A 25482-nucleotide genomic window follows, 5' to 3' on the forward strand; every position below is an offset into this window, starting at 1 on the left:
CGAGATCCTCGGCTTCCCTTTCGAGCCGTGGTGGCCCAGTCACCTGGAGCGTCGGGCGAGGGCGGGGCGGTTCCTGCGTACGCGTTCCTGGAACCTGGTGAGCCGGGGCAGGCGTCCGCGCTGCTCGCCGGAGATGCGGTCCAGTTCCTCGAACAGCCGGCGCGAGCGGTGCTCGGTGTCCAGCTCGTCGAGGATGCGGTTGACCTCTGTCAGCACCGCGCCGTGCAGCTGCCACTGCCGGGCGTCGCGCTGCACCTCCTCCAGGAGCAGCTGGGCGAGCTTGTCGCGGGTGGCCGCGGCCTGGCGCAGCTCGGAGGCGAGCCGTTCCTCGGCCGACTCGGCGCTCTGGCTGACGTGCGCGGTGACCAGGACGGCGAAGCTGACCACCGCGTCCGCGATCTCGGACAGCAGCCGTTCGACCGCGGCACCCGTCTCCGATGCGAACAGCCGTTCGGGTTCGCGTTCCTTGGCGAGGTCCGCGAGCGTGCGCGCGAGCACCCGCAGGACGACCGTGCAGATCTCCAGCGTGTCCAGGCCGGTGCGCAGCACCACCCGGTGCAGCAGGCCCTCACGGACGCGCGGGTTGAGCCGCAGACTGTCCTCGGCCTGCCGCAGGGCGGCGTCCACCTCGACGATGTCGTGGTCCAGGCGCCGCGCCTCGTGCAGCCGCTCCCTCGCGTGCTCGACGGGCGTGCGGCCCGCGGCCTCCTCACCCATACGCAGCATCAACTGCCGTACCCGGCGGGCCAGTCCCTCGATGGACTCGCCCGCCTCGTCCACCCACACGGGCGGTGCGAACAGCAGGTTGAAGCCCAGCCCCACGACGGCCCCGATCAGCGTCTCCAGCACCCGCGCCCACGCGGTGTCCCCGACGGTCGTCACCCCGAGGACGAGCATCGCGCTGATCGCCACCTCGGGCACGTACTCGTCGACCTTGACCAGATGCCCCACCGCCAGTGAGGCCAGGATCAGCAGGGCGAGACTCCACCAGGTCAGCCCGACCAGCAGGCTGAAGGCGATGGCGACCAGCACCCCGGCCACCACGGCGTTGACCCGGCGGATGCCGTTGGTCAGCGTGGCGTAGAGGGTGACCTGGACGACCAGCAGCGCCGTCAGGGGCGCGGTGAGCGGGGCCGCCTCGGGACTCATCCGCAGCGCGATGACGTAGGCGATCGTCGCCGCGGCCGCGGACCGCAGCGCATGGACGACCGCAGGGTCCCTGCGGCGCTTCAGGGAGCGTACGAGGGACGCCGTCCACTCACGTACATCTCGCATCCTCAGGCTGTCCCACTTTCACATGTGCGTTGTCGTACTCCTTGCGGACCGTAGCTGTCCGCAAGGATGCCTAGATTGTTGGCAACAGCAGGTCGGCGGCAAGAAGGGGGAACAGTGATGGCGAACACCCGGGACTTCGAGGTTCTCACAGGTGCGCACGACTATCTGCGCGAGGTGGTCGCGGCGGTCCCCGCGGGGGCCTGGGGAGCGGCGACGCCGTGCAGCGCGTGGACGGCACGGCAGGTCCTCAACCACGCGCGGATCGACCAGCAGGGGTACGGCCTCGCGATCACCGGCGGGCGCCCGGACTCCGACCCGTTCCACCCCGAGGACGCCCTCGCCGGGGACCCGTCGGCGGAGCTCGACGAGGCGCTGCGCGCGGTGGCGCAGGCCTACGCGGGGCTGCCCGCCGGCGCCGAGGCGGTGCCGACGCCGCTGGGCCCGCTGCCCCTGCCGCTCGCCGCCGCGGCGGCCGCGATGGACGCTGCGGTGCACGCCTGGGACATCGCGGTCGCGACCGGACAGGATCTACCGCTCACGGAGGAGCTCGCCGAGGGGATCTGGCCGGTCGCGGAGCACTTGGTGGACCATCTGCGCGACGCCTACCAGGTGTTCGCCCCCGCGCGTCCGCTGCCCGAGGGGGCGGGCCGGGCGGAGGCACTGCTCGCCTTCCTCGGACGCGACCCGCACTGGAAGCCCTGACCCCACGCGGTCACGCGGTGCCGGCGGCCCGACTCCTGGACCGGTAACCGGCGATCTTCGCGAGGTTGCCGCACCGCTCCATCGAGCACCAACGGCGGCGCCGGGCCTGGGAGTCGTCGAGGAACAGCAGGGAGCACTCCGGGCTCTCGCACTCCTTGACCCGCGCCATCAGCGGCCCGCCCGCCAGCAGTACGGCGTCCCGCGCGACGGTGGCCAGGGCCGCCCGCGCGGGATGCCTCGCCGTCCAGCGCACCGCGCCCCACTGGGGTGCCAGATCGGGGCGGGCGGCCGTGGCGTTGATCAGTTCCACGTCGGCCGCCTCCGGAGCCCGCCGGGCCATCGCGGCCCGCACGAAGCGGTGCAGGGCCTCGCGCAGCAGCCGGGCGTCCGCGAGGTCCCGGGCGGTGACCCGGACCGGTTCCCCGCCCGCGGCCAGCTCCGCCTGGCTCAGCCAGCGGGCCAGCGCGTCGGTGTCCGGCAGCCGCTCCTTGGGCGTGGCGTGCCGTTTGCCGAGCGTGGCGACGAAGTTCAGACACGGCCTGCCCCCGATGAAGGGGAAGGCGAGCTCGGGATCGGTGCTGGTCGCGGTCACGAGGTCGAGCCTACCCGCAACCGAACCGTCCTTGACACCTCTTGAACTGGTGTCGCAAGGTGACACCAGTTCAAACGGTGTCAGTCGCGACAGGGAAGTGGGTGGGGCATGCGCGCGGTACGGATCGACGCGTTCGGTGGGCCCGAGGTGCTGGTCGAGGTCGAGGTGCCGGATCCGGTGCCGGGCCCGGGGGAGGTGCTGGTCCGGGTCGCCGCGGCCGGGGTGAACCGGGTCGACGCCCTCGTCAGGGCCGGTGTCTACCACCGCGCCGGACGTCCCCCGCTGATCCCGGGCGCCGAGGCGTCCGGCGTGATCGCCGGGGTGGGGGGGGGGTGGCGGACCTCGCGGTCGGGCAGCGGGTCATCGCCCTGGACGGGGGGAAGTCCCCTGGCTTCTATGCCCAGTTGGCTGTGGTGCCGGCCAACCAGGTGGTCGCGCTGCCCGACGGCGTGGCCCTGACCGAGGCGGCGACCCTGCCCATCGCGTGGCTCTCCGCCTGGTACTGCGTACGGCACCTCGCCCGGGTCGGCAAGGACGACACCGTGGTGGTGAAGGCCGCCGCGAGCGGGGTCGGCACGGCCGCCGTGCAGATCGCCGCCGAGACGGGGGCACGGGTGATCGCGCTCGCCGGATCGGCCGACAGGGCCGCCTGGGCGGGGGAGTTCGGGGCCGACGTCGTCGTCGACACCTCAGCGCACCCCGGTGACGCAGAGGTCGAGGAGGTGCTGCGGCTGACCGGCGGGCGCGGTGCCGAGGTCGTCCTCGACACCGTCGGCGGCGCGGCCTTCGGGCGGAGCCTGCGCGAGGCGGGGCCGGGCGGCCGGGTCGTCGCGCTCGCCAACGTCGCCCTGGAACCCAGCACGATCGACACCCGCGACTTCTATCCGAAGAACGTGACGATCCACGGCTTCCAGCTCACCAACCTGCAGTTGCAGGGCTACGACCCCCGCGCCGACCTGCGTGAACTGGCCGACCGGGTGGCCGCGGGCGCTTACCGGGTGCCGGTCGAGACGGTGCTGCCGCTCGCGCAGGCGCGGGCCGCGCACGAGCGGCTGGAGGACAGGGCGAACCGCGGCAAGATCGTGCTGGCCGTGGGTGCCCTGGACTGAGTCAGGCGTCCAGCTTGTCGAGGAAGGCGGACAGATTGCCCGTGGTGCGGGCGATCTGCTGCTCCACGGTGAGGCTCTCCTCGATCCGCAGCATGCTGTTGAGCTGCTTCTTCCCGCGGACATAGAGGGAACAGGCCAGGTCGGTGCAGATGTACAGCCCGACCGAATTGCCCTCGCGCCCCGCGATGCCGGCCTTGCGGGCCGTCATCAGTGAGACGCCGCCGCCGGGATGGGTCGTCAGGCACAGCGAGCACATGCTGCGGTGCAGGAAGCCGCGGTGCGCGGACGCGAGGCGCATCGACAGGCCGACGAGCCGCCCCTCCCGTTCGGCGATCAGATACGTCCGGTCGGGCGCGCCCGGATCTCGCCAGCCGAAGAAGTCCAGGTCGTCCCAGGGACGTTCGTCGAGATCATGCGGGACGGCGGCCCGTTTGGCCTCGCCCTTCGAGCAGTTCACGAAGGAGTCGCGGATGTCGTGCTCGGTCAGTGACCTCATGGGGGAGCCTCCTTGGGAGTCTTGCTTATGGCGAAATATAAGAGCGAATAACCTAATGCCCCTAGGTTCTGTCAGGGTAGTCGACCGCGTCGAGGCGGTGCCAGTGAATTACGTGAGTGCCGATTTCACATCGTGAATTAAGAGGGTGGGGAAAGTCGCCCTCGGTGCCCCCGGAGCGGTATGTTGCAGGTCGGACAGGGTTCGGAGGGGAGCCACATGGCGGGGCGGAACGGGCGCACGGTACGCGATCTGAGGCGGGCCAACCGGACGGCCGTGCTGCAACGGCTCTACTTCGACGGACCCCTCAGCCGCTTCGAACTCGGCCCGGCGACCGGCCTCAGCTCCGGCTCCGTCAGCAACGTGGTCGCCGACCTGGTCGCCGACGGCCTGCTGGAGGAGGCAGGCAGTGTCGACTCCGACGGCGGCCGTCCCCGCACCCTGCTGAGGGTGTCACCCGGCAGCGGCCACATGATCGGAGTCGACGTCGGCGAGACCCGGGTCCGGGTCGAGCTGTTCGACCTGACCCTCACCGAACTCGCCCGCGCCGAACGGCCGTTGACCGAGCAGCGCTATGCAGTCGAGGACATCGTCGGTCACATCCGCGACGGCGTCGCCGAGGTCCTCGCCGACGCGCACATCGCCCCCGAACAACTCCTCGGAGTCGGCATCGGCGTCCCCGGCATCGTCGAGCGCACCGCGGAGCGCGGCGCGGTGGTGCACGGCCAGACCATCGGCTGGGACGCCGTCCCGCTGGAAGCCCTGCTCCGCTCGACCTCCCGGCTCCCCGACACCGTCCGGTACTTCATCGACAACGGCGCCAAGACCCTCGGCCAGGCCGAGATGTGGTTCGGCGGCGGACGCGGCGCGCACAACGCGGTCGTCGTCCTCTTCGGCTCCGGCGTCGGCGCCTGCCTCGTCACACCCGAGGTGGAGAACGGCCGGGCGGTCGAATGGGGGCATCTGACCGTACGGGTGCGGGGCCGCCGCTGCCGGTGCGGCGCGCTCGGCTGTCTGGAGGCGTACGCGGGCGCCGAGTCACTGCTCGACCGCTGGCGCGAGGAGGGCGGGCGGCCGCCCGAGGGTACCGACGAGGAGACCGCGCTGACCGCGATGCTGGCCGCCGCCTACCCGGCCGACGGCGGCACGGCCGACCCGGTGGCGCTGTCCGTGCTGGAGGAGACCGCCGAGTACCTGGGTGCCGGGCTCTCCGACCTGATCAACCTCTTCCAGCCCGAACGCATCCTCATCGGCGGCTGGGCCGGGCTCCAGCTGGGCACCCGGTTCCTGCCCGCCGTACGCCGCCATGCCGCCTCGTACGCCCTGCGCCACCCGGCCGAGAAGGTCACCATCGACCTCGGCCGGCTGGGCCCCGACGCGGTCACGGTCGGCGCGGCGATCCTGCCGCTCGCCGACTTCTTCGCCCGCGGCGGCCGCCGCCCCGAGCCCGCCCCCGAAGGACCGCACCCGGCCTGGCGGACGGCGCTGGAGGAGCGGGCCCCGCACTGAGTTTCCGGGGACCGGTCGTTGGGTTTCGCCGGTGACGGGCGGAGGTACTCGCGTGTCTCCCGTACGACGTGAAGGGAGGACGCCGTGGCCGACAAGCACCGCACGGGCCCGGACGGCGAGCCCGTCCCGAGGGACCTGCCGGACCAGCAGGCCGGGCAGGGGGAGGACCGCTGGGACGCGGCTCCCGAGCTGTCCGAGGAGGACGAGGCCGGCGCCGACGTCCCCGACACGGACGAGGCGGGCACGGGCCGCCAGGGCGCACCGCGCTCCGCCAACGTCCACCCGGAGCATCCGGAACCGCAGGAGCCGGCCGACTGACGCAGGCCGTCAGGGGGGCGGAGCGGGCTCAGCCCGCCTTCCGCCCCCGCATCGGTTCCGTGCTCGCCCCGGCTCCCTGCTGGAGCCCGTCGAGGAACTCCTCCAGCACCTCGTTCGCCGTGTGCTCCGGACGCCAGCGCAGCTCGGTCCGGGCGCGGGTGCAGTCCATCAGGGGCAGGCGCAGCACCGCGTCGAAGAGATGCGGCGAGGCGGGCAGCAGATGCAGGCCCCAGGCGGCGGCGATCGCCGAGCGGGCCGCGGTGCGCGGCAGCCGGACCGGGCGGGCACCGAGCAGCTCGCCCAGCAGCTCCGCGTCCACCGGCGGCTCGGCGGCCAGGTTGAACGCGCCCCGCACCGTCGAGTGCACCGCCAGCCGGTAGGCCTCGGCCGCGTCGTCCGTGTGCAGCGCCTGCACCCGCAGTCCCGGGATGTCCGGCAGGAACGGCAGCAGCTCAGGGCGGACCAGCGGCCCGGGCAGGAAACGACCGCCGAAGATACGGCGCTGCTCGCTCGCCGACTCCCGCTTGAACAGGAACGCCGGCCGCATCCGCACCACCCGCACCTCCGGATGGTCGCGCTCGAAGGTGTCCAGGGCCCGCTCCAGATAGGCCTTCTCCCGGCAGTACGCGGCGTCCGGCCAGCCGTGGGTGGGCCAGGACTCGTCCACGGCCTCGTCCTTCGGACCCGGCGAGTACGCCCCGACCGACGAGGCGTGCACCAGCGCCGGCACCTTGGCCGCGGCCACCGCCTCGAACACCCGGAGCGAACCGAGGACATTGGTACGCCAGGTCGCCACCGGATCGTGCGTCGGCTGGAACGCCCAGGCCAGATGCACCACGGCGGACGCGCCGGCGAACTCGGCCGCCAGATCCGTCTCCTCGGCGGACAGGTCGACCGTGACCCAGTCCGTCTTCGGCGGCGACCACTGCGGAGCCCGGCGGGCCAGCCCCACCACGGAGCCGACCTCCGGATCCTCCGACAGGAGCCGCACCACACTGGTACCGACGTTGCCGGTGGCGCCCGTGACGACGATCCTGCTGCCCGTTGTGCTGCTCACGTTCGGCTCCTCTCGGGCCTGCGCTGCGGGGGAGCCCCCCGAGTACCCGGGCGGCGACACGCGACGCGCCCTTGCGCCGAAGGCATGGCTCATACGGCAGACGCATGAGGCCGGGTAGGGTGGCGGGGTGGGACTGTCCTTGGGAGAACGAGTGAGGTCGTCGGTGGCTGCGTTGATGCACGCGACGGGTGAGTCACAAGCGGACGTCGCCCTCGCGCTCGGCGTGAGCCAGGCGCAGGTGAGCCGCCGTCAGTCCGGCAGCGCCGCCTGGAGCCTGGCCGACTGCGACGCGCTGGCCGCGCACTTCGGCATCGACGTCCTCGACCTCCTCGCCGGACCGACCCGGGCCTGCGAGACCCTGCCCGTGCGGCGCCGCCGCTCCGGTGGGCCGACGGCGGTGACCCGATGACGGACTTCGACGCGATCGACGCCCTGCTGGCCGAGGCCCGCCAGGAGGTGCCGCTGCCCCCGGTCGACGTGCGGCGCAGCCTGCGCGAGGGGCTCAACCTGTCCCGCGCCCAGGTGGCGCAGGCGCTCGGCGTGAGCCCCTCCACCGTCGGCGGCTGGGAGTCGGGGCGGGACCCGGGCGGGGAGGTGCGCGAGAAGTACGCGTACTTCCTGGAAGGCGCCCGCACGAAGCTGGCGGCGCGGACGGCGGAGACGGCCCAGGGGGCGCCGGACGCCGCCGACGCCGTAGAACCGCGGGACGGTGCCGACGAGGCCGACGCGCCCCGGGAGGGGACCGGCGACACGGGGGAGGCCGACGAGGTCGAGGCTCTGCCGACCCCCGAGCCCTGCGTCCTGTGCGGTAGCCCCGCCCGGCATCAGGTCGCGGGCTTCCCACAGCACCTGGACCCCGCCGACTGCGGTACGGCGGCGCCCGTACCACCGGAACCGGAGGCTGCCCCGGCCGCGCCCGGGCCGGCCGAGCGGACGGCGCCGGTGACTGCCGAGGGCGCCCGCGCCGGGCGCCGCGAGCAGGCCCCCGCCTCACGCGACCGCGCCCCCAAGCCCGTACGGGTCGTCCCCGTCGGCCGCCGTATGCAGACCGCGGACCAGAGCCCCGACCTGATCGGCGCCGCGGTGGCCGCCGCGCTCGAGAAGCACAGCGGCGACCTGGAGGCCGCCACCGCGGCGCTGGTCAAGAAGGCCATCCCGGACGCCATGGCGCTGCTGGACGAGACCCGCAAGGGCGGCCGGTACGACGTCGTCGCGCACCCCTGGATCCCGGACGTCCTGCGCAAGCAGACCGCCCGCGGCGCCGACCGGATCTGGGAGGCGCGCCCCAAGTGGGCCCGCACCGAACTCCCGCCCGGAGCGCACGAGGTGACCGCGCTCGACATCAACGGCGCGTATCTGTCGGCGCTCAAGACGCATCTGCCGATCGGCCAGCTGGAGCACTCCACCGGCTTCGACCACGACCGCCGCCGCGCCGGCGTCCATCTGATCACCCCGCCGGCCTGGGACCACGAGGCCGAGCTGCCGAACCCGATCGGCAACCGCGACGAGCCCGGCCCGCTCTGGGTCACCGAACCGACCCTGCGGCTGCTGCTGCGGCTGTCGGGGCCGAAGTACGGGCTGTGCGACCCGCCGGAGATCCATGAGTCGTTCACCTCGGGCGCCACCGAGGGCCTGCTGGAGAAGTTCCGGGTCGCGCTGAAGGAGGCCCGGGACCGGGCGATCGTCGAGGACGACGACGTGACGCTGGAGTACGTGAAGGCGATGTACTCCAAGTTCGTCTCCACGATGGGGGAGTCGAACTACAACCGGGAGCTGTACCGCCCCGACTGGATGCACCTCATCCGCTCGCAGGCCTTCGCCAACCTCTGGATGAAGGCGCTCAAGGCCCATGAGGAGGGCCTGACGGTCGTCCGCGCCATGGGCACCGACGAACTTCATGTGATCGGCGACTGGCGGCGGGTCTTCCCGGAGGGCCGCGGGGTCTCCGAGGTGAAGGTCAAGGACACGTACACCGTCGGCGAGGAACCCGACCCCGCGGCCGCGGGGGAGGACGACTAGCCGACGAAGGCGTTCACGCCGGTCAGTTCCGCCGACAGCTCCCACAGGCGGGCCGCCTGCTCGGGGTCGGTCGCCCAGGACTTGACGCCCCCGCTCACATCGCCGTCGACGGCGGGCTCGGCGATGTCGCAGTCCTCCAGGTAGACGCCGCCCATACCGGCCAGCTGCGGCGAGGTCGCCGCCCACACCTGGGTGGCCGCGCCCTGCTCCGGGGTCTTGAAGGAGCCCGGGTTGAGAAGGGTGCCGTCCTCGTCGATCCAGCCGCGCTCGATCATCTCCTCCTTGGGGATGTGGCGCTGGAGCGGGGTGTGGATGCCGCCCGGGTGGAGGGAGAAGGCACGGACGCCGCGCTCGGCGCCGAGCCGGTCGAGGTGGACGGCGAACAGGACGTTCGCGGTCTTCGCCTGCCCGTACGCCTCCCACTTGTGGTACCCCTGTGCCCAGTGGACGTCGTCCCAGCGCATCCCGGAGAAGTGGTGGGCGCGCGAGGACACGGAGACCACGCGGGCGCCGGGGGCGATCGCCGGCCACAGCCGGTTGACCAGGGCGAAGTGACCGAGGTGGTTGGTGGCGAACTGGGCTTCCCAGCCCGGGCCGACCCGAGTCTCGGGGCAGGCCATGATCCCGGCGTTGTCGATCATCAGGTCGATCGAGCGGCCCGAGGCGAGGAAGCGCTCGGCGAAGGCCCGGACACTCTCCAGGTCGCCGAGGTCGAGCGTGTCCACCTCGACGCCGTCGATGCCCGCCAGCGCCTCACGGGCGGCGTCGGGGCGGCGGGCCGGGACGACCACCCGGGCGCCCGCCTTGGTGAGCGCACGGGTCGTCTCCAGGCCGAGTCCCGAGTAGCCGCCGGTGACGACGGCGAGCTTCCCGGACAGGTCGATGCCGGCGAGGACCTCGTCGGCGGTGCTCTGGGCGTCGTATCCCGAACCGATCTTGTGCTGTGCAGTGCTCATGCCCGGAACGCTACGAATTGGAGTGCGCTCGAAGTCAAGCGCGGGCGGCCCGCGCGTGGATCGGGGCAAGAGAAAGCCCCGACCGGACGGGGGAATCACGGTCGGGGCGGTCCAGTGGTGGGCACGGACGGCGGTCGCCTCTCGGCGAAAGGCTCCACAGGGCTTCAGCCGAACGATCGTCCCTGTGGGCAAAAGGTGAGGCCCGGGGACACTGTCCCGTCCGTACCCACGTGTGGTTCAACGGGCAACCACCCTGGGGTGTTCCCCGGCCTGTCGCGTTATGGCGTGAGGTGCGTCACTGGCCGGACGGGAGCCTCGCGAACGGGCTGTCCGTGAGCGAGGCGAGCAGGGCGGCGGGATCGTCGTAGACCGCCTCGGCCCCGGCCTCGACGAGATCGGCGCGCGGGATGCCGCCGCACAGCACGGCCACGCAGCGCACCCCGGCCCGGCTGCCCGCCTTCATGTCCCACACCGTGTCGCCCACGAACACCGCCCGCTCGGCCGGGACGCCCGCCAGCTCCAGCGCGTGCTCCACGGGCTCCGGGGCGGGCTTGCCCTCGGAGACGTCGTCGGCACTCGCCGTCGCCTTGATCGCGTCGTCCGCGCCGATCGCGCGCCGCAGCGCCGACAGCTCCGCGCCGCCCGCCGAGGTCGCGAGCACCACCGTCCAGCCCTCGTGGTCCAGGCGGCGCAGCAGTCGTCCGGCGTCCCGCAGCGGGGGCAGCCGGTCGAAGTACTGCCCGTAGAGGGCCTTGTGCGCGGCGCTGAGCTGCTCGTCCTGGTCCTTGTCCCGGTCCTCGCCGAGCAGATGCGCGACGAGGTCGTCGGAGCCGAGCCCCACCGCCCGGTGGACAGCGTGCATGGGCACGTGGTGGCCCGCCTGGCGGAACGCCTCCCACCAGGTGGTCACATGCAGATGGTTGGTGTCGACGAGGGTGCCGTCGACATCGAACACGGCCGCCCGTTCCATACGCCCGTCCTTCCGTCGTCCCTCTCGCACGGGTACCACCTCAGGAGCCGATCACTCGGGACGGCGTGCTCCGGTCCCGGGTCCAGGCCAGCAGTTCCTCCCGGGACCAGGTGGTGATCACCCGCTCGGCGGGCACCTCGCACTCCTCGGCCCGGGCGCAGCCGAGGATCTGCCAGTCGAGCTGGCCGGGCGCGTGCGCGTCGGTGTCGATCGAGAAGAGCGTGCCGGCCGCCACGGCCCGGCGCAGCAGCCGCCGGGGCGGGTCGAGCCGTTCGGGCCGGCTGTTGATCTCCACGGCCGTGCCCGACTCCGCGCACGCGGCGAAGACCTCGTCCGCGTCGAACTCCGACTCGGGCCGCCCGCGCCCGGTGACCAGCCGCCCGGTGCAGTGCCCGAGGACGTCCGCGTGCGGATTGCGTACGGCGGCCACCATGCGGCGGGTCATGGAGCGGGCGTCCATGCGCAGCTTGGAGTGCACGGAGACGACCACGACGTCGAGCTGCTCCAGAAGCTCCTCCTCCTGGTCGAGCGAGCCGTCGTCGAGGATGTCGCACTCGATGCCGGTGAGCAGCCGGAACGGCGCCCAGGTCGTGTTCAGCTCCGCCACCACGTCCAGCTGTTCGCGCAGCCGCGCGGGGGAGAGGCCGCGGGCCACGGTGAGGCGCGGGGAGTGGTCGGTGAGCACGGCCCACTCGTGCCCCAGCTCCGCTGCGGTCCGGCCCATCTCCTCGATCGGGCTGCCCCCGTCCGACCAGTCCGAGTGCAGATGGCAGTCGCCGCGCAGCAGGTCCCGCAGCCCCTCGCCGCCGCCGACGTCGGGCCGCTTCGCCGCCTCGCCCTCCAGCTTCTCCAGATATCCGGGCACCCGCCCCGCCAGTGCCTCGACCGCCACCTGCGCGGTCTTCGGGCCGACGCCCTTCAGCGCCTCCAGCGTCCCGGCGGCGGCCCGCTCGCGCAGCTCCGCCTCCGGGAGCTGGGCCAGCACCCGGGCGGCCGTACGGAAGGCGCGCACCCGGTACGTGGGCGCGAGGGACCGCTCCAGCAGGAAGGCGATCCGGTCCAGTGCCGCCACGGGCTCCATCGCCACCTCCTAGGCCGGCGTCCCTTCCAGGGTTCCCCGGCCCGGAGGAGAGCGCACGGCGAGCCCGCCGGGTACATCCCGGACAACTCGTACGGTTCTCGTACGGTTCGCCGATCCGGAATGCGTTCTACGCTCTATTGCATGACCGAAGTCGCGAGCCCGCACATCTCCCATCCGCGGATCATGGTGCTCGGGGTGCAGCCCGGTACGCCGCCGTTCCGCATCGTGGAGATCGACGGAGAAGTGGTCGGTGAGGCGAAGACCGTCACCGACGTCCTGGAGGCCGCCGCCGCGTTCGGCATCACGGTCCACGACCTGGACGACCCGGACGTGGTCCGCTGGGTGGGCGGCGACAAGTTCACCTGGACCCGCCACTAGGGCTTGTCCGGCGGAGTGGACGGTCAGCCGATCGTCCATTTCTGGTTGGCGCCGCCGGTGCAGGTCCAGATCTGGAGCCGGGTGCCGTTGGCCGAGTTGTTGCCGGTCACGTCGAGGCACTTGTCGGCCTGCGGGTTGACGATGTCGTGCGCGGCGGTGACGGTCCACCGCTGGGCCGCGGTGCCGTTGCAGTCGTAGAGCTGTACGGCGGTCCCGTCCGCGGTGCCGCCGCCCGTCACGTCCAGGCACTTGCCGAGCGCGCGCAGGGTGCCGTCCGTGCCGACGGTCCACTGCTGGGCTGCGGTGCCGTTGCAGTCGTAGAGCTGTACGGGCGTGCCGTTCGCCGGGTTCGCGCCGGCGACGTCGACGCACTTGCCGGCGAGTCCCCTGATCGCGCCGCCCGTGGCGGTGTCGCCGGTCGTCACCGAGACATGGTCCACGACCAGCTGCTGCGGGAAGGCCGTGGAGCCGTCGGGGTCGCCCGGCCAGTAGCCGCCGACCGCGAGGTTCAGGATGAGGAAGAACGGCTTGTTGAACACCCAGGTGCGGCCGCCCAGGTCGGCCGGGGTGCGCCGCTGGTAGACGGTGCCGTCCACGGACCAGGTGATCGAGTCGGGCGCCCAGTCGACGGCGAAGGTGTGGAAGGCGTCCGCGAAGGCCTGGCCGCCAGGGAGGGAGTAGCCCGCGCCGATGCCGCCCGAGCCGGAGTAGCCGGGGCCGTGGATCGTGCCGTGCACGGTGGAGGGTTCGAAGCCGACGTTCTCCATGACGTCGATCTCGCCCGAGTCCGGCCAGTTCACCGGGGTGCCGAGCATCCAGAACGCCGGCCACATGCCCTGCCCGCGCGGGATCTTCATCCGCGCCTCGACGTGCCCGTACTGCGCGGTGAACTTCCCCGAGGTGTTCAGCCGGGCCGAGGTGTACTGGCAGGTGCCGTACCAGCACTGGTAATTCGCGGGGTTCTCGCGGCGGGCCGTGATGACCAGATGGCCCTGGCCGTCCAGGGCCGCGTTGCGGTTGCCCGCCGTGTAGTACTGCCGTTCATGGTTGTTGACGTTGTCGCCGGTCTCGATCTGCCACTTGGAGGTGTCGACGGAGGCACCGGCGGGGCCGTCGAAGGTGTCGGAGAAGGCCACGGCCGCGGCGGCCGAGGCCGGCTGCTCCGCCCGCGCTTGTGCGGAACCCGTCGCGGCGGTGGCCACGAGCGCGGCGGACAGGACGGCGAAGAGGCATTTCCGGAGCAGGCGTGGGGCTGCCACGGCTCTCCCTTCCTGAGGTGGGGGGTGAAGGCGTCGCCTCTTGATTTAAGAAGTGAGATAAGCGTCCGTCAATACCTTGGTACGGACCAGGAGTTGAGGAGGGTGATGCCGGTGGTGCCGGGACACTTCGGTCGGTGCCGAAGCCTCCGGTTCCTAGGATCACCTCATGGAAGGCCTCGGAGAGATACTCGCCGTCCTCGCCGCTGGCGTGGGCGCCGGTGCGGTCAACGCCGCCGTCGGGTCCGGGACGCTGATCAGCTTCCCCGTGCTGCTCGCGACCGGGCTCCCGCCCGTGACCGCCACCGTCTCCAACGCGCTCGGTCTGGTCCCCGGCTCGATCAGTGCGGCCATCGGCTACCGCAGGGAACTCGCGGGACAGCGCCGCCGCATCCTCAAGTGGAGCGCCGGCGCCGTGCTGGGCGGGCTGACGGGGGCCACGCTGCTGCTGGTCCTGCCGGCCGCCGCGTTCGAGACGATCGTCCCCGTCCTGGTGGGCCTCGCCCTCGCGCTGGTCGCCCTCCAGCCCCTGACCGGCCGATGGCTCCGCGCGCGCCGTGCCCGCACCGGACGGACCCCGGGCCACGCCGACGGCGGCCCGCCGCTGCTCGTCGGACTCGCCCTGGCGAGCGTCTACGGCGGCTACTTCTCCGCCGCCCAGGGAATCATCTACGTCTCCCTGATGGGTCTGCGCCTCGACGACAACCTGCAACGCCTCAACGCCGTCAAGAACGTCCTCGTCGCCGTCGTGAACAGCGTCGCCGCGCTCTTCTTCCTCGTCGCCGCCGACTTCGACTGGACGGCCGTCGGTCTGCTCGCGGCCGGCTCCGCCGTCGGCGGACAGCTCGGGGCCGCGGCGGGCCGAAGACTGCCCGCCGCGGTCCTGCGCACGCTCATCGTGATCGTCGGCACCGTGGCCATCGTCCAGCTGTCGACGCGCTGAGCCTCAGCGGTGCACGGCCCGGCTCAGCCGCCGTCCCAGCAGCAGATAACCGATCAGCGCCCCCGAGGTGTTGAGGATGACGTCGTCGATGTCAAACGCCCGCCCCGTGATCAGCGCGCCCTGCGCGAACTCCACCAGCAGCATCACCACGGCCGTCAGCAGCAGCACCCGCAGCACCCCGCGGGTCCGCGGCGCCAGCACCGGGACCAGGACACCGAAGGGCACGCCCAGCAGCACATTGCCGCCGATCTGCTTGACGGCGTCCCGCAGTTCGGGCTGGTCGAGATAGGCCCGCAGGGAGCGGCCCGGGTGGAGGTTGGTGTGCGTCAGCGCCTCGGACGCGGGCGACGGCTCCAGCGTCAGCCGGGCCAGCACCACCGCGAACGCCACCATGAAGGCGAACGCGGCGACCATCCCCACCATGCGGCGGAGGGCGGCGAGCGGACTGCGCCGCTGCTTCGGAGCGGGGGCGGGCGGCTCCGGCCCGGCCTTGTCGGACCTGGCGGGGCGCAGGCGGAACGGGGATCGCGGACGTAAGGCAACACGGGCCATGCGGTCCTCCAGTCTTCAACTTCCCTGCGTCGTAAGGCGATTACCCGCGAACCCGCCGACAATGCGGCGCCGCCGGGCCTGGTTGCGCGCACCCGCGGTTTCCCTTCGTACGGGTGGGGCACTCCGGGCTGAGACCCGCGCGCGCCGCCGCCACCCGCCCCCGGGACGGTGTTTGGATGGCGCGAAAGCCGTGCCGGCAGGCCGTGAGGAGGTGGCGCATGAACCCGCGTACGACCCTTCTCACCCTGGCCGAGGCGCTTGCCTGGTGGATCGCGCTCGCGGCGCTGTGGCTGGTCCTGATCAGCACGGTGGACACCCTGGAACGCGTGGTCGGGGCGAGCGCCGCGGCCGTCGCCGCGGTCGCGGCCACCGCCGCCCGGCGGGTGGTGACCGCACGGTGAACGGCTGGATCCTCGGGGCGACCCTCGCCCTCGGCGCAGGAATCGGCGCGGCCCTGTGGGGCGTCGCCACCGGCCCGCTGCGGCGCCGGGTGGTGGCCCAGAACATGTCGACCGCGCTGGCCTGTCCGGCCCTTCTGCTGCTGTCACAGGGCTACACCCGTCCGTCGTACGTCGACCTCGCCCTGGTGCTCGCCCTGCTCGGCCCGGTCGGCACCCTCGTCTTCGCCCGGCTGCTCGCCGACGAACTGGCCGACGACCCGCCCCGCGCTTGGGGCGTGACCTGGGTGGCCGCCGGGTTCGGTGCCGCGGTCGTCGGCGTCCTGTGCGTGGTCACCGGGCCGAGCCGGGCCCTGGTGAAACTCCTCGTGGTCGGGGCGCTGCTGATCGGCGGCAACGTCGTCGCCTCGCGCGCCCTGTCCGGCGGATTCCGCGGGGTCCGCCGTGGCTGACGCCGTGATCGTCGTCGTCCTGCTGCTGGTCGCCGCGACCGCCACCACCGCCGTCGCGGTCCGCGACCCGGTACGCCAGGCACTCGTCCTGTCCGTCCTCGGTGTCGTCCTCGCCGTGCTGTTCACCGTGCTCCAGGCACCGGACGTGGGCCTGTCCCAGCTCGCCGTGGGATCCGCGCTCACCCCGCTGTTGCTGCTGCTCGCCGTCCGCAAGGTCAGACGGCGCGCCCGGGGGAGAGAGGACCCGGAGTGAGCCGGCGCGTCCGGCTGTGGCTCGTGGCCGTCGGCGGGGCCGGCCTCGCCGCGCTGCTCGTGGCCGCCTGCCTGGACCTGCCGGCCTTCGGCGGCGACCGGCACCCCTACGGCGACCGCGCCGTGCGCGAGTCCCTCGCCCGGCACACCGCCAACACCATCTCCTCCGTCAACTTCGACCAGCGCGCCTTCGACACCCTCGGCGAGATGACCATCCTGTTCGCGGCCGTCCTCGGCTGCGTGGTGCTGCTGCGCCAGACCCGCGACGAACACCGCGCCCGCCCCGAGGCCGAACCCGTGGCCCTCCCGGTACGCCGCTACGCCCTCGTCGTCCTGCCCGTCGCCCTGCTCACCGGCCTCTACGTCGTCGCCCACGGCCAGCTCAGCCCCGGCGGCGGCTTCCAGGGCGGCGTCGTCGCCGCGACCTCCCTGCACCTGCTCTACCTGGGCGCCGACTACCGTGCCCTGGAACGCATCCGGCCGATCGGCCTGTACGAGGTCGGTGACGCCCTCGCCGTCTCCGCCTACCTCGTCACCGGCATCGCGGGCCTCATCGGCTCCGTCGCCTTCCTCGCCAACACGCTGCTGCCGTACGGCACCTTCAACACGCTCTCCTCCGCCGGCACCGTCCCGCTGCTGAACGCGGCCGTCGGGATGGAGGTCGCCTGTGCGGTGGTGGTGCTGCTGGCCCGCTTCCTGGACCAGGCCGTCGAGATCGAGGAGGGGAACGGGACGTGATGGACGTGCTGCCGTACCTCGTCGCCGCATGGATCTTCCTGGTGGGCTGTTACGGCCTCGCCACCAGCCGGAACCTCATCCATGCCGTCGGCTGTCTGTCCGTGTGCCAGTGCGCCACCTATGTGCTGCTGCTGGCCGTCGGCTACCGCGACGACGGGACCGCGCCCGTCTTCTCCGATCTGAAGCCCGGCTCGCGGCCGGTGGTCGACCCCGTCGTCCAGGCGCTGACCCTGACCGACGTCGTGGTCGGCGCCACCGTCACCGCGCTGCTGCTCGCACTCGTCGTCCAGATCTCCAAGCGGCACGGCACCGTCGACCCCGACGAACTCTCCGAGCTGCGCGGCTGATGAACGACCTGCTGCCGCTCCTCGTCGCCGTCCCCCTCCTCGGTGCCGCCCTGCTGGTCGCCGGGGGCCGCCGCGTGCCCCGGGTCGCCGCCGAGTCGGTGGGCTGCGTGGTGTCGGCGGGCACGGCCGCCCTCGCGATCGTGCTGCTGCTCGACTCCTCACCGCCCATGGTCGAGTGGGTCGGCGGCTGGGTTCCCGTGAACGGCGAGAGCGTCGGGATCGTCCTCGTCGGCGACGGCCCGGGCCTCGGCATGGCCGCGCTCGCCTCGCTGCTGACCCTCGCGGCGCTCGCCTACTCCTGGCACTACTTCGACGAACCCCCGCGCCGGCACGCCGGCTCCTTCCCCGCCCTGATGCTGCTCTTCCAGGCGGGCATGTGCGGCTTCGCGCTCGCGGGCGACCTGTTCAACGCCTTCGTGTGGTTCGAGCTGATGAGCGTGTGCGCCTACGCCCTCACCGGCCACCGGGTCGAGGAGGCCAGGGCGGTGCAGGGTGCCCTCACCTTCGCCGTCGTCACCTCCCTCGGCGCCTACGCCCTGCTCATGGGCATCGCCCTGCTCTACGCCCGCACCGGCGAGCTGGCGATGACACAGATCGGACGGGGCCTCGACGCGCACGGACCGCCCGACGCGCTCGTCCTCACCGCGTTCGTCCTCGTCCTGACCGGGCTGCTGGTCAAGGCCGCCGCCGTGCCCTTCCACTTCTGGCTGCCCGACGCGCATGCCGTCGCCCCCACCCCGGTGTGCATGATGCTCTCCGGCGTCATGGTCGAACTCGGCACGTACGGTGTCTGGCGGGTGTACAGCACCGTGTTCTCCGGGCCCGGCGGCATCCCGGCCGGCGACCTGGAACGCCTCCTCGTCGTGCTCGGCGTGCTGACGGCCGCGATCGGCGCCGTCATGTGCTGGTACCAGCGCCACATCAAGCGCCTGCTCGCCTACTCCACCGTCGCCCACACCGGTCTGTTCCTCATCGGCATCGGCGTCCTCACACCCGAGGCCGACGACGGGGTCGCTCTGTATCTGCTCGGCCACGCCGGGGTGAAGGCCGCCCTCTTCGCCTGCACCGGCATCCTCCTCGACCGCTACGGCAGCGTCGACGAACACGCCCTGCACGGCAAGGCACGGCAACTGCGCGGAGTCGCCGTGCTGTTCACCCTGGGCGCCCTCGGTCTCGCCGGACTGCCGCCCTTCGGCACGGCACTCGGCAAGTCCGTCACCGAGGAGGCCGCGGGCGGCCCGCTCACCGTGTTGTACGTCGCCGTCAGCGCCGTCACGGCCGGTGCCGTGCTGCGCGTCGCCGCCCGGGTGTTCCTCGGCCTCGGGCCCAGGCCCTCGGACGACGGCGGCTACGAGACGACCGGCTCCGGGGAGGAGCCCGAGACCGGGCAACGGCTGCGCCGGGTCCCCGGCACGATGACGGCGGTCCCCGCGCTGCTGCTCGCCGGGTCGCTCGCGGTCGGCGTGGCACCCGGCTTCGCCGACGTGGTCGCCCACGCCGTGAACGAAGCCGGGTCCGGCGGGATCGTGGTGGCCCCGCTGCACTGGACCGCGCTCGGCGTCCTGCTGGGGATCACCTCGACCCTGCTCGCCGCGGGCCTCGCCGCCGTGGCGGTCACCCGCCCGAAGCTGCTCGCCCCGGGCTGGGCGCTGCCGCTGCGCCGGCTCCAGTCCGGGCACATCGGGGATTACGTGGCGTGGCTGCTGGTCGGCGCCGCCCTGCTCGGGGCGTTGGCCCTGCCGGGCGTCCCGGCCTTCTGAGCAGCCACGCGGACGACATGATCAGGCCTGGTAGGTGACCTTCACCTCCTTGAAGCCGAGGGAGCGCAGCAGGCCTTCGAGCATGTCCGTGGTGTTCTTCTCGGCGCGGCCGGTCAGCGCGCTGTCCTTCGCCGCCTCGCGGATGTGCTTCACCGCGAGCTTCTGCACGGCCTGTTCGCTGTTGGGGTTGTCCGAGAACAGGTCGCCCAGGCGGTCCAGGAGGCCCCGCTGCTTGGACACCGCGTAGGAGCGGTCGGCGTCCAGGGCGGGCTTGCCGAGCTGGGCGTGCGGCAGCACCAGCGTGGCGGACGTACGGTCCTCGTTGACCTTGACGTCGTTGTCACCCACCTTGCCGAGATCCACGAACGCGTCGACGGTGCCGGCCCCGACGTACAGGGTGCGGGTGCCGCGGACGGCGTCGGGCAGGTACTTCGCGTCCTTCTCCAGGTCCACGACGACCTGGAAGTTGCCGGAGGCGGCGTCGTAACGGCTGATGTCCTGGATGGACTGGAGCAGGGCGGGCCCCGAACGGTCATGGGTCTCGGTGCCGAACAGGTCCTTGAGGCCCGGGAGCACGCTCAGCCGGATACCGGCGAAGAACACGACGAGCACCAGAACGACGGCACTCACGAGCTTCGCCCAGCCGGGCATGCGCTTGGACATGCGCCTGATGGGAGCCGTGGGCCTGGTGGGAGTCGTGCGCCTAGTGGGAGTCGTCATGCGACGGCCCTCCTTCCTTGTTCAACGAATGCCCCCCAAAGCCCTTGGCAGACCGGGGCGTTGGCCGATTGACACCGCTGACGGAAGCGTGGGCGGCGCACTAGCGTGGAAAGCCGTCCCGAACGGCGCTTCTGGAGAACCGGATGAGTGCAGAGAGCGCGTCCCGGCCTTTACGTCCCATGCATCGCATCAGCCTTCCCGAGCCCGGGCCGCCCCGGCCCACCACCCTCGCCACCGGCACCCCGGTGTGGCTCGTGACCCGGTACGCCGAGGTGCGGCAGGTGCTCATGGACCCGCGGTTCGACCGCAGGTCGCTGCATGCCGAGAACGCCCCGCCGCTGCTCGTCGTACCGAATCTGCTCGATGATCCCAACGGGCTGCTGAACCAGGACGGCCCCGCCCACCAGCGGCTGCGCTCCACCGTGCAGCGGGCGTTCACCCCGCGGGCCGTCGCGCGCTGGCGGCCCTGGGTGGCGTCCGTGGTCACGGCGCTGCTCGACGACTTCGCGGTCCTGCCCCGGCCCGCCGACATCGTGGAGGGGTTCACGCGTCCGCTGCCCGTGTCCGTGATCTGCCGGCTCATGGGCCTGGACCGTCTCGACCGTGACCGCATCCGGCACTGGGCCGACCACGCCCTGTCCGGCGGCGCCCACACGGCCGAGGAGGTCATGGCGGCGATGACCGAGTTCGGCGCGTTCGCCGCCGCGCTGATCGCCGAGCGGCGCAAGGAGCCGGGGGACGACCTGGTCAGCGGGCTGATCGCCGCCGGTGATGAACTCGGTATCGAGGAAGGGCAGTTGATCGCCCTGACCCTGGGGCTGGTCGTCGCCGGGCACGAGACCACCATGAGCGCCCTCGGCAACGCCGTCGTCTACCTCCTGACCGACGGGCGCGACGGCTGGCCGCTGCTCGCCCGTGACGAGGAGGCGGCGGCGACCGCGGCCGAGCAGTTGCTGCGTACCGTGCCGCTCAGCGAGGGCCGGGTGCTGCCCGGCCTGATCCGGCGCGCGGTCGCCGACGTGGAGGTCGGCGGGGTGCTGATCCCGGCGGGGAGTGTGGTCGCCGTCCAGACCAACTCCGCCGGCCGCGACCCCGACGTCTTCCCGCCGGGCCCGCCCGACCTGTCCGCGCCCCTCACCGCGCCCAGCATCGCCTTCGGCGCCGGACCCCACCACTGCCTCGGCGCCTGGCTGGCCCGCCTCGAACTCGAACTCGCCCTGCACCACCTCGCCGCCCGATTCCCGCGGCTACGGGCCGAGTTCACACCCGGGGCCATCGAGTGGCGGGTGGGACAGATGACCCGCAGTCCGCTGCGTCTGCCGGTGTCGTGGTGACAACACCGGTCAGTGCGGGCGGAGTTCACGGTCGCCAGACGTACGGGACCACCACATCCCCTCCCCGCGGGTGAGCCCCGGCAGCCGCAGCTCCATCTCACGCACCCGCCGGGCCGGAAGCTCGCCGGTGATCACCCACCCCGTGCTGCCGCCCGTGGTTCCCGTGAACTCGGCTCCCAGGGAGGCGAGGTGGGCGCTCACCGGGGCCAGCGCGTCCAGTGGGACCTCGGTCTCGAAGGTGTGGTACGGCTCGTAGAGCCGCGTCCGTGCCCGCTCCAGGGCGCGGCGCAGCACGTACGGGGTGAGCCCGCGGAAGTCCCCGGCCGTGCTGAGCGGGGCGACGAAGCCGGAGCGGATCAGAGTGACCCGGTAGTCCGTCACGGCCGCGCCGCACAGCCCGGTCCGCATGGTGGCGTGCACGGTGTCCTCGATGGCCTGGTGGAAGGCCCGGGGCAGCGCGCCGAGTTCGGTCTCGTAGGTGAACACCCCGCCGGAGCCGCGCTCTCCCGGCGTCACCCGCAGCCCGATCGTCGCCCAGTACCGGGTGCCGTCGAGCCAGGGCCGCTCCTCCCAGGCCTCACCGACACCGCGTGGCCGCTCCAGAAGGCGGACGCGGCCCGGTGCGAAGTCCGCCTCGATGCCGAAGTCCTGGGCGAGGGTCGCCGCCAGCACCTCCAGCTGGACCTCGCCGTAGAGAAGCAGCGCGGTGGTGCCGTCGGGTACGGGGCGGGCGTGGATCAGCGGGTCCTGGTCGGCCAGGGCGAGCAGCGCGGAGCGGAGGCGGGCGGCCTGTTCCGGACGCCGGGCGGCGACGACGGTTTCCAGGGTCGGGGGCGCGAACTGGGCGTTCCGCTCCGCGAGTTCGCCGATCCGGTCACCCACGCGGACTCCGGCGAGGCCCGTGACGGCCGCGATGTTGCCCGCGGTGAGCGGACCGCTCCCGCCGATCACGTCGAGGCGGGTCACCCGCCCCGCGACCTCCAGGGTCCGCCCGTCGGCGTCGCGCCGCAGCAGCGTAAGACGCTGACGCTCCGTCACCTCCCCGTCGTACAACCGGAGATACGCAGTGCGTTCGCCGCCGGGTCCGGGCCGGACGGCGAACACCGTGCCGCGCGGCGTGCCCGCCACGGCCGTCGGGGCCGGCGGGACGAGCCGGACCACGCTGTCGACGAGCCCGGCGACCCCCTGGCCACCGAGGGCGGAGCCGAAGTGGACGGGGTGGAACGAACCGTCGGCCGTGCGCGCGGCGAGAGCCTTGTGCAGGTCGGACGGGGTGGGCGCGGGGCCGTCCACGACCGCCGCAAGGATGTCCGGGTCGACGTCGGCCAGCGGTTCGGCCAGGTCGGCGAGGGTCGCGGCGAGCACACGGGCGCGCGGGGTGCCGATGTCCTGGACCGTGCTGAGCGGCGCGACATGCGGCGTCAGCAGCCGTCGGACATCGTCCAGCAGGCCCTTTGCGCGGGCGCCCGCGCGGTCGACCTTGTTGACGAAGACGAGCGTGGGCAGCCGCAGCCGGCGCAGGGTGCGCATGAGCACGCGGGTCTGTGCCTGGACGCCCTCCACGGCGGAGAGCACCAGGATCGCGCCGTCCAGGATCTCCAGGGCGCGCTCGACCTCGGCGATGAAGTCGGAATGGCCTGGGGTGTCGATGAGGTTGACCTGGGTGTCGCCGACGGTGAAGGAGGCGACCGCCGAGCGGATGGTGATGCCGCGCTGCCGCTCGATCGCCCCGTCGTCCGTACGGGTGTCACCGGCGTCGACGCTGCCGAGCCGGTCGATCGCGCCGTGGTCGAACAGCAGCCGCTCGGTGAGGCTGGTCTTACCGGCGTCGACGTGGGCCAGAATGCCGATGTTCAGGGTGTGCATGCTTGGTTGAGTCCTCGAGAACCGTGGGCCTGTGGAAGGGCTGGGGGATTCCGAGGAGTCGGCGCATGCGGGTCATCCTGACGTGAGGGAACACGGACGCCGCCATCATGGCCTGCCGGTGTGGGCCGTGCGCAAGCGAATTTCGCAGGTCAGTAGCATGAGGGGCGGCAGCCCGAGATGATCATGCGAGGAGCGGATCGTGCGAGACATCGCCGTGTTCAGCGGTAGTGCCCACCCCGAGCTGGCGGCGGAGGTCTGCGCGCATCTCGGTGTGCCGCTCAGCCCCACCCGGGTCAGCCGGTTCGCCAACGACTGCCTGGAGGTGCAGCTTCAGGCCAACTGCCGGGAGCGGGACGTCTTCCTGGTCCAGCCGCTGGTCAAGCCCGTCCAGGAGCATCTCGTCGAGCTGCTGCTGATGTGCGACGCGGCCCGCGGCGCCTCCGCGCGGCGGATCACCGTCGTCATGCCGCACTATTCCTACGCCCGCTCCGACAAGAAGGACGCGCCCCGCATCTCGCTCGGCGGGCGCCTCGTCGCCGACCTGATGGTGTCGGCCGGCGCGAGCCGGGTCCTCGCCATGACCCTGCACTCGCCGCAGGTGCACGGCTTCTTCTCGGTGCCCGTCGACCATCTGCACGCACTGCGTGAACTGGCCGCGCACTTCCGGCAGTACGACCTCTCGCGCACCACCGTCGTCTCCCCGGACCTCGGCAACGCCAAGGAGGCCGCCGCGTTCGCCCGGCTCATCGGCGCCCAGGTGGCGGCCGGGGCCAAGCAGCGGTACGCGGACGACCGGGTCAGCATCAGCGACGTCATCGGCGAGGTGACGGACCGGGACGTCATCGTCCTGGACGACGAGATCGCCAAGGGCAGCACCGTCCTCGAACTCCTTGACCGGCTGCGCGAGTTGAAGCCCCGCTCGATCCGCGTGGCGTGCACGCACGGGCTGTTCGCGGCCGGTGCGCTCAAGCGGATCGGCGAACAGCCCGACGTCCTGGAGATCGTCTGCACCAACACGGTGCCGGTCCCGGAGGAGGAGCGCACCGACAAGCTGCGCATCCTGTCCATCGCCCCGGCGCTCGCCGAGGCCGTGCGGCGCATTCACAACGGCGAGTCCGTCAGCGCCCTGTTCGACGCGCGGCCGAGCGAATAGACAGGAGGGAGAGCCGGGTTCGGCCCGGCGTCCCTCAGGTGACCTGGAGGCCCTCGTGGCGAAGGCGAAGTTCGAGCGGACCAAGCCGCATGTGAACATCGGCACCATCGGGCACATCGACCACGGCAAGACCACGCTCACCGCGGCCATCACGAAGGTGCTGCACGACAGGTATCCCGACCTGAACCCGTTCACGCCCTTCGACCAGATCGACAAGGCGCCCGAGGAGCGGCAGCGCGGCATCACCATCTCGATCGCCCACGTCGAGTACCAGACGGAAGCCCGGCACTACGCGCACGTCGACTGCCCGGGCCACGCCGACTACATCAAGAACATGATCACCGGCGCGGCCCAGATGGACGGCGCGATCCTCGTCGTCGCCGCCACCGACGGGCCGATGCCGCAGACCAAGGAGCATGTCCTGCTCGCCCGGCAGGTGGGTGTGCCGTACATCGTCGTCGCCCTCAACAAGACGGACATGGTGGACGACGAGGAGATCCTGGAGCTCGTCGAGCTGGAGGTGCGCGAGCTGCTCAGCGAGTACGAGTTCCCCGGCGACGACGTGCCGGTCGTCCAGGTCTCCGCGCTCCGGGCGCTGGAGGGTGACGAGCGGTGGACGCGGTCGGTGCTCGATCTGCTGGACGCGGTCGACACGGCGGTGCCGGAGCCGCAGCGGGACGTGGACAAGCCGTTCCTGATGCCGATCGAGGACGTCTTCACGATCACCGGCCGCGGCACGGTGGTCACCGGCCGGATCGAGCGCGGCATCCTGCACGTCAACAGGGAGGTCGAGATCATCGGCATCCACGAGACGAAGACGAGGACGACCGTCACCGGCATCGAGATGTTCCGCAAGCTCCTCGACGAGGGCCGGGCGGGGGAGAACGTGGGACTGCTGCTGCGCGGCGTCAAGCGCGAGGACGTCGAGCGCGGGCAGGTCGTCATCCAGCCGGGCTCGGTCACCCCGCACCAGGACTTCGAGGCGCGCGCGTACATCCTGTCGAAGGACGAGGGCGGCCGGCACACGCCGTTCTTCGACAACTACCGCCCGCAGTTCTACTTCCGCACCACCGACGTCACCGGGGTGGTGACGCTGCCCAAGGGCACCGAGATGGTCATGCCGGGCGACAACACGACCATGAACGTGCGGCTGATCCAGCCCGTCGCCATGGAGGAAGGGCTGAAGTTCGCCATCCGCGAGGGCGGACGGACCGTCGGCGCCGGTCAGGTCACCAAGATCCTCGAATAGCCG

The 25482-nt window shown here is 72.3% G+C and carries 28 protein-coding genes and 1 pseudogene; 18 read left to right on the plus strand and 11 right to left on the minus strand.

Going from position 1 to position 25482, the window contains the following annotated elements:
- Window positions 1-39: 39 nt before the first annotated feature.
- Entirely contained in the window at window positions 40-1275 is a 1236-nt protein-coding gene (locus OG885_RS40580) for an FUSC family protein (protein WP_405741000.1), read from the minus strand.
- 117 nt (window positions 1276-1392) lie between these two features.
- On the opposite strand from OG885_RS40580, the gene OG885_RS40585 reads away from it, so the two are divergent.
- Window positions 1393-1977 carry a TIGR03086 family metal-binding protein gene (locus OG885_RS40585; protein WP_405741003.1) on the plus strand — a complete coding sequence of 195 codons (585 nt, stop codon included), beginning with the start codon at window positions 1393-1395 and terminating at the stop codon, window positions 1975-1977.
- A gap of 10 nt (window positions 1978-1987) precedes the next feature.
- Here the strand turns inward: OG885_RS40585 and OG885_RS40590 are convergent, their stop codons facing one another.
- The gene (locus OG885_RS40590) at window positions 1988-2569 is read right to left on the minus strand and encodes a CGNR zinc finger domain-containing protein (RefSeq protein WP_405741006.1); all 582 of its coding nucleotides are present in this window, start codon (window positions 2567-2569) and stop codon (window positions 1988-1990) included.
- A 108-nt stretch (window positions 2570-2677) separates the two neighbouring features.
- On the opposite strand from OG885_RS40590, the pseudogene OG885_RS40595 reads away from it, so the two are divergent.
- A pseudogene (locus OG885_RS40595) lies at window positions 2678-2863 on the plus strand (alcohol dehydrogenase catalytic domain-containing protein); the annotation flags it as partial.
- 38 nt (window positions 2864-2901) lie between these two features.
- On the plus strand, window positions 2902-3678 hold the full coding sequence (locus OG885_RS40600) for a zinc-binding alcohol dehydrogenase family protein (RefSeq protein ID WP_405741007.1): 777 nt from the start codon (window positions 2902-2904) through the stop codon (window positions 3676-3678).
- Window position 3679: 1 nt separating this feature from the next.
- Here the strand turns inward: OG885_RS40600 and OG885_RS40605 are convergent, their stop codons facing one another.
- A complete protein-coding gene (locus tag OG885_RS40605) occupies window positions 3680-4174 on the minus strand; it encodes an FBP domain-containing protein (RefSeq protein WP_405741010.1) in 495 nt (164 codons plus the stop codon).
- A gap of 216 nt (window positions 4175-4390) precedes the next feature.
- Here OG885_RS40605 and OG885_RS40610 point away from each other — a divergent pair, with 216 nt between their 5' ends.
- Complete coding sequence (locus OG885_RS40610; protein WP_405741013.1) at window positions 4391-5680, plus strand: ROK family protein; 1290 nt, start codon at window positions 4391-4393, stop codon at window positions 5678-5680.
- Between the two features lie 84 nt (window positions 5681-5764).
- On the plus strand, window positions 5765-5998 hold the full coding sequence (locus OG885_RS40615; RefSeq protein ID WP_399965732.1) for a hypothetical protein: 234 nt from the start codon (window positions 5765-5767) through the stop codon (window positions 5996-5998).
- A 28-nt stretch (window positions 5999-6026) separates the two neighbouring features.
- On the opposite strand, the gene OG885_RS40620 is transcribed toward OG885_RS40615, so the two are convergent.
- Window positions 6027-7055 carry an SDR family oxidoreductase gene (locus OG885_RS40620; protein ID WP_405741016.1) on the minus strand — a complete coding sequence of 343 codons (1029 nt, stop codon included), beginning with the start codon at window positions 7053-7055 and terminating at the stop codon, window positions 6027-6029.
- A 127-nt stretch (window positions 7056-7182) separates the two neighbouring features.
- On the opposite strand from OG885_RS40620, the gene OG885_RS40625 reads away from it, so the two are divergent.
- Both OG885_RS40625 and OG885_RS40630 read left to right on the plus strand, forming a co-directional pair.
- Window positions 7183-7464, plus strand: coding sequence for a helix-turn-helix domain-containing protein (locus OG885_RS40625; RefSeq protein WP_405741019.1), 282 nt, complete (start codon window positions 7183-7185; stop codon window positions 7462-7464).
- Window positions 7461-9074 (plus strand): helix-turn-helix domain-containing protein, encoded by a 1614-nt coding sequence (locus OG885_RS40630; RefSeq protein WP_405741021.1) that lies wholly within the window; start codon window positions 7461-7463, stop codon window positions 9072-9074. The genes OG885_RS40625 and OG885_RS40630 overlap by 4 nt, the downstream gene beginning before the upstream one ends.
- Here the strand turns inward: OG885_RS40630 and OG885_RS40635 are convergent.
- The 3 genes from OG885_RS40635 to OG885_RS40645 all read right to left on the minus strand — a co-directional run bounded on the left by OG885_RS40635 (window position 9071) and on the right by OG885_RS40645 (window position 12081).
- Window positions 9071-10030: an SDR family NAD(P)-dependent oxidoreductase gene (locus tag OG885_RS40635; protein ID WP_405741024.1), complete on the minus strand. Its 960-nt coding sequence runs from the start codon at window positions 10028-10030 to the stop codon at window positions 9071-9073. The two genes, OG885_RS40630 and OG885_RS40635, sit on opposite strands and share 4 nt — an antisense overlap.
- 295 nt (window positions 10031-10325) lie before the next feature.
- On the minus strand, window positions 10326-11000 hold the full coding sequence (locus tag OG885_RS40640) for an HAD family hydrolase (protein WP_405741027.1): 675 nt from the start codon (window positions 10998-11000) through the stop codon (window positions 10326-10328).
- A 40-nt stretch (window positions 11001-11040) separates the two neighbouring features.
- Window positions 11041-12081, minus strand: a complete 1041-nt coding sequence (locus tag OG885_RS40645; protein WP_405741030.1) for a PHP domain-containing protein — start codon at window positions 12079-12081, stop codon at window positions 11041-11043.
- A 141-nt stretch (window positions 12082-12222) separates the two neighbouring features.
- On the opposite strand from OG885_RS40645, the gene OG885_RS40650 reads away from it, so the two are divergent.
- On the plus strand, window positions 12223-12459 hold the full coding sequence (locus OG885_RS40650) for a hypothetical protein (protein WP_383479859.1): 237 nt from the start codon (window positions 12223-12225) through the stop codon (window positions 12457-12459).
- A 23-nt stretch (window positions 12460-12482) separates the two neighbouring features.
- Here OG885_RS40650 and OG885_RS40655 read toward each other — a convergent pair whose 3' ends face one another.
- Window positions 12483-13718: a ricin-type beta-trefoil lectin domain protein gene (locus OG885_RS40655; RefSeq protein WP_405741032.1), complete on the minus strand. Its 1236-nt coding sequence runs from the start codon at window positions 13716-13718 to the stop codon at window positions 12483-12485.
- Window positions 13719-13884: 166 nt separating this feature from the next.
- On the opposite strand from OG885_RS40655, the gene OG885_RS40660 reads away from it, so the two are divergent.
- Window positions 13885-14658, plus strand: coding sequence for a sulfite exporter TauE/SafE family protein (locus OG885_RS40660; protein WP_405741035.1), 774 nt, complete (start codon window positions 13885-13887; stop codon window positions 14656-14658).
- A gap of 3 nt (window positions 14659-14661) precedes the next feature.
- Here the strand turns inward: OG885_RS40660 and OG885_RS40665 are convergent, their stop codons facing one another.
- Window positions 14662-15210 carry a VanZ family protein gene (locus tag OG885_RS40665; protein WP_405741038.1) on the minus strand — a complete coding sequence of 183 codons (549 nt, stop codon included), beginning with the start codon at window positions 15208-15210 and terminating at the stop codon, window positions 14662-14664.
- Window positions 15211-15428: 218 nt separating this feature from the next.
- Between OG885_RS40665 and OG885_RS40670 the strand changes: the two genes are divergently transcribed.
- The 6 genes from OG885_RS40670 to OG885_RS40695 are packed head-to-tail and all read left to right on the plus strand — an operon-like array spanning window position 15429 to window position 19157.
- Window positions 15429-15611: a hypothetical protein gene (locus tag OG885_RS40670; protein WP_405741040.1), complete on the plus strand. Its 183-nt coding sequence runs from the start codon at window positions 15429-15431 to the stop codon at window positions 15609-15611.
- Window positions 15608-16060, plus strand: a complete 453-nt coding sequence (locus tag OG885_RS40675) for a monovalent cation/H+ antiporter complex subunit F (RefSeq protein WP_405741043.1) — start codon at window positions 15608-15610, stop codon at window positions 16058-16060. The genes OG885_RS40670 and OG885_RS40675 overlap by 4 nt, the downstream gene beginning before the upstream one ends.
- Window positions 16053-16313, plus strand: coding sequence for a hydrogenase subunit MbhD domain-containing protein (locus tag OG885_RS40680; protein ID WP_405741046.1), 261 nt, complete (start codon window positions 16053-16055; stop codon window positions 16311-16313). Before OG885_RS40675 ends, OG885_RS40680 begins: the two co-directional genes overlap by 8 nt.
- Complete coding sequence (mbhE, locus tag OG885_RS40685; protein WP_405741049.1) at window positions 16310-17050, plus strand: hydrogen gas-evolving membrane-bound hydrogenase subunit E; 741 nt, start codon at window positions 16310-16312, stop codon at window positions 17048-17050. Before OG885_RS40680 ends, mbhE begins: the two co-directional genes overlap by 4 nt.
- Window positions 17050-17397, plus strand: coding sequence for a sodium:proton antiporter (locus OG885_RS40690; RefSeq protein WP_405743113.1), 348 nt, complete (start codon window positions 17050-17052; stop codon window positions 17395-17397). The genes mbhE and OG885_RS40690 overlap by 1 nt, the downstream gene beginning before the upstream one ends.
- Complete coding sequence (locus OG885_RS40695; RefSeq protein ID WP_405741051.1) at window positions 17397-19157, plus strand: complex I subunit 5 family protein; 1761 nt, start codon at window positions 17397-17399, stop codon at window positions 19155-19157. Before OG885_RS40690 ends, OG885_RS40695 begins: the two co-directional genes overlap by 1 nt.
- Before the next feature lie 21 nt (window positions 19158-19178).
- On the opposite strand, the gene OG885_RS40700 is transcribed toward OG885_RS40695, so the two are convergent.
- On the minus strand, window positions 19179-19820 hold the full coding sequence (locus OG885_RS40700) for a DUF4230 domain-containing protein (RefSeq protein ID WP_405741054.1): 642 nt from the start codon (window positions 19818-19820) through the stop codon (window positions 19179-19181).
- A gap of 200 nt (window positions 19821-20020) precedes the next feature.
- Between OG885_RS40700 and OG885_RS40705 the strand changes: the two genes are divergently transcribed.
- Window positions 20021-21211: a cytochrome P450 gene (locus OG885_RS40705; RefSeq protein ID WP_405741057.1), complete on the plus strand. Its 1191-nt coding sequence runs from the start codon at window positions 20021-20023 to the stop codon at window positions 21209-21211.
- A gap of 9 nt (window positions 21212-21220) precedes the next feature.
- On the opposite strand, the gene otr(A) is transcribed toward OG885_RS40705, so the two are convergent.
- Window positions 21221-23077, minus strand: a complete 1857-nt coding sequence (gene otr(A), locus OG885_RS40710) for a tetracycline resistance ribosomal protection protein Otr(A) (RefSeq protein ID WP_405741059.1) — start codon at window positions 23075-23077, stop codon at window positions 21221-21223.
- A 199-nt stretch (window positions 23078-23276) separates the two neighbouring features.
- On the opposite strand from otr(A), the gene OG885_RS40715 reads away from it, so the two are divergent.
- Window positions 23277-24230 carry a ribose-phosphate diphosphokinase gene (locus OG885_RS40715; RefSeq protein ID WP_405741061.1) on the plus strand — a complete coding sequence of 318 codons (954 nt, stop codon included), beginning with the start codon at window positions 23277-23279 and terminating at the stop codon, window positions 24228-24230.
- A 55-nt stretch (window positions 24231-24285) separates the two neighbouring features.
- A complete protein-coding gene (gene tuf, locus OG885_RS40720) occupies window positions 24286-25479 on the plus strand; it encodes an elongation factor Tu (RefSeq protein ID WP_405741064.1) in 1194 nt (397 codons plus the stop codon).
- Window positions 25480-25482 lie beyond the last annotated feature (3 nt).

Source organism: Streptomyces sp. NBC_00028 (genome assembly GCF_045041065.1).
Classification (GTDB): Bacteria; Actinomycetota; Actinomycetes; order Streptomycetales; family Streptomycetaceae; genus Streptomyces.

Excerpts from the sequence above, each read along its gene's own strand:
- OG885_RS40580 (WP_405741000.1), bottom strand. The coding sequence starts at position 1,275 with ATGCGAGATGTACGTGAGTGGACGGCGTCCCTCGTACGCTCCCTGAAG.
- OG885_RS40585 (WP_405741003.1), top strand. The coding sequence starts at position 1,393 with ATGGCGAACACCCGGGACTTCGAGGTTCTCACAGGTGCGCACGACTAT.
- OG885_RS40605 (WP_405741010.1), bottom strand. The coding sequence starts at position 4,174 with ATGAGGTCACTGACCGAGCACGACATCCGCGACTCCTTCGTGAACTGC.
- OG885_RS40610 (WP_405741013.1), top strand. The coding sequence starts at position 4,391 with ATGGCGGGGCGGAACGGGCGCACGGTACGCGATCTGAGGCGGGCCAAC.
- OG885_RS40630 (WP_405741021.1), top strand. The coding sequence starts at position 7,461 with ATGACGGACTTCGACGCGATCGACGCCCTGCTGGCCGAGGCCCGCCAG.
- OG885_RS40635 (WP_405741024.1), bottom strand. The coding sequence starts at position 10,030 with ATGAGCACTGCACAGCACAAGATCGGTTCGGGATACGACGCCCAGAGC.
- OG885_RS40640 (WP_405741027.1), bottom strand. The coding sequence starts at position 11,000 with ATGGAACGGGCGGCCGTGTTCGATGTCGACGGCACCCTCGTCGACACC.
- OG885_RS40645 (WP_405741030.1), bottom strand. The coding sequence starts at position 12,081 with ATGGAGCCCGTGGCGGCACTGGACCGGATCGCCTTCCTGCTGGAGCGG.
- OG885_RS40650 (WP_383479859.1), top strand. The coding sequence starts at position 12,223 with ATGACCGAAGTCGCGAGCCCGCACATCTCCCATCCGCGGATCATGGTG.
- OG885_RS40660 (WP_405741035.1), top strand. The coding sequence starts at position 13,885 with ATGGAAGGCCTCGGAGAGATACTCGCCGTCCTCGCCGCTGGCGTGGGC.
- OG885_RS40665 (WP_405741038.1), bottom strand. The coding sequence starts at position 15,210 with ATGGCCCGTGTTGCCTTACGTCCGCGATCCCCGTTCCGCCTGCGCCCC.
- OG885_RS40670 (WP_405741040.1), top strand. The coding sequence starts at position 15,429 with ATGAACCCGCGTACGACCCTTCTCACCCTGGCCGAGGCGCTTGCCTGG.
- OG885_RS40690 (WP_405743113.1), top strand. The coding sequence starts at position 17,050 with ATGGACGTGCTGCCGTACCTCGTCGCCGCATGGATCTTCCTGGTGGGC.
- OG885_RS40695 (WP_405741051.1), top strand. The coding sequence starts at position 17,397 with ATGAACGACCTGCTGCCGCTCCTCGTCGCCGTCCCCCTCCTCGGTGCC.
- OG885_RS40700 (WP_405741054.1), bottom strand. The coding sequence starts at position 19,820 with ATGTCCAAGCGCATGCCCGGCTGGGCGAAGCTCGTGAGTGCCGTCGTT.
- OG885_RS40705 (WP_405741057.1), top strand. The coding sequence starts at position 20,021 with ATGAGTGCAGAGAGCGCGTCCCGGCCTTTACGTCCCATGCATCGCATC.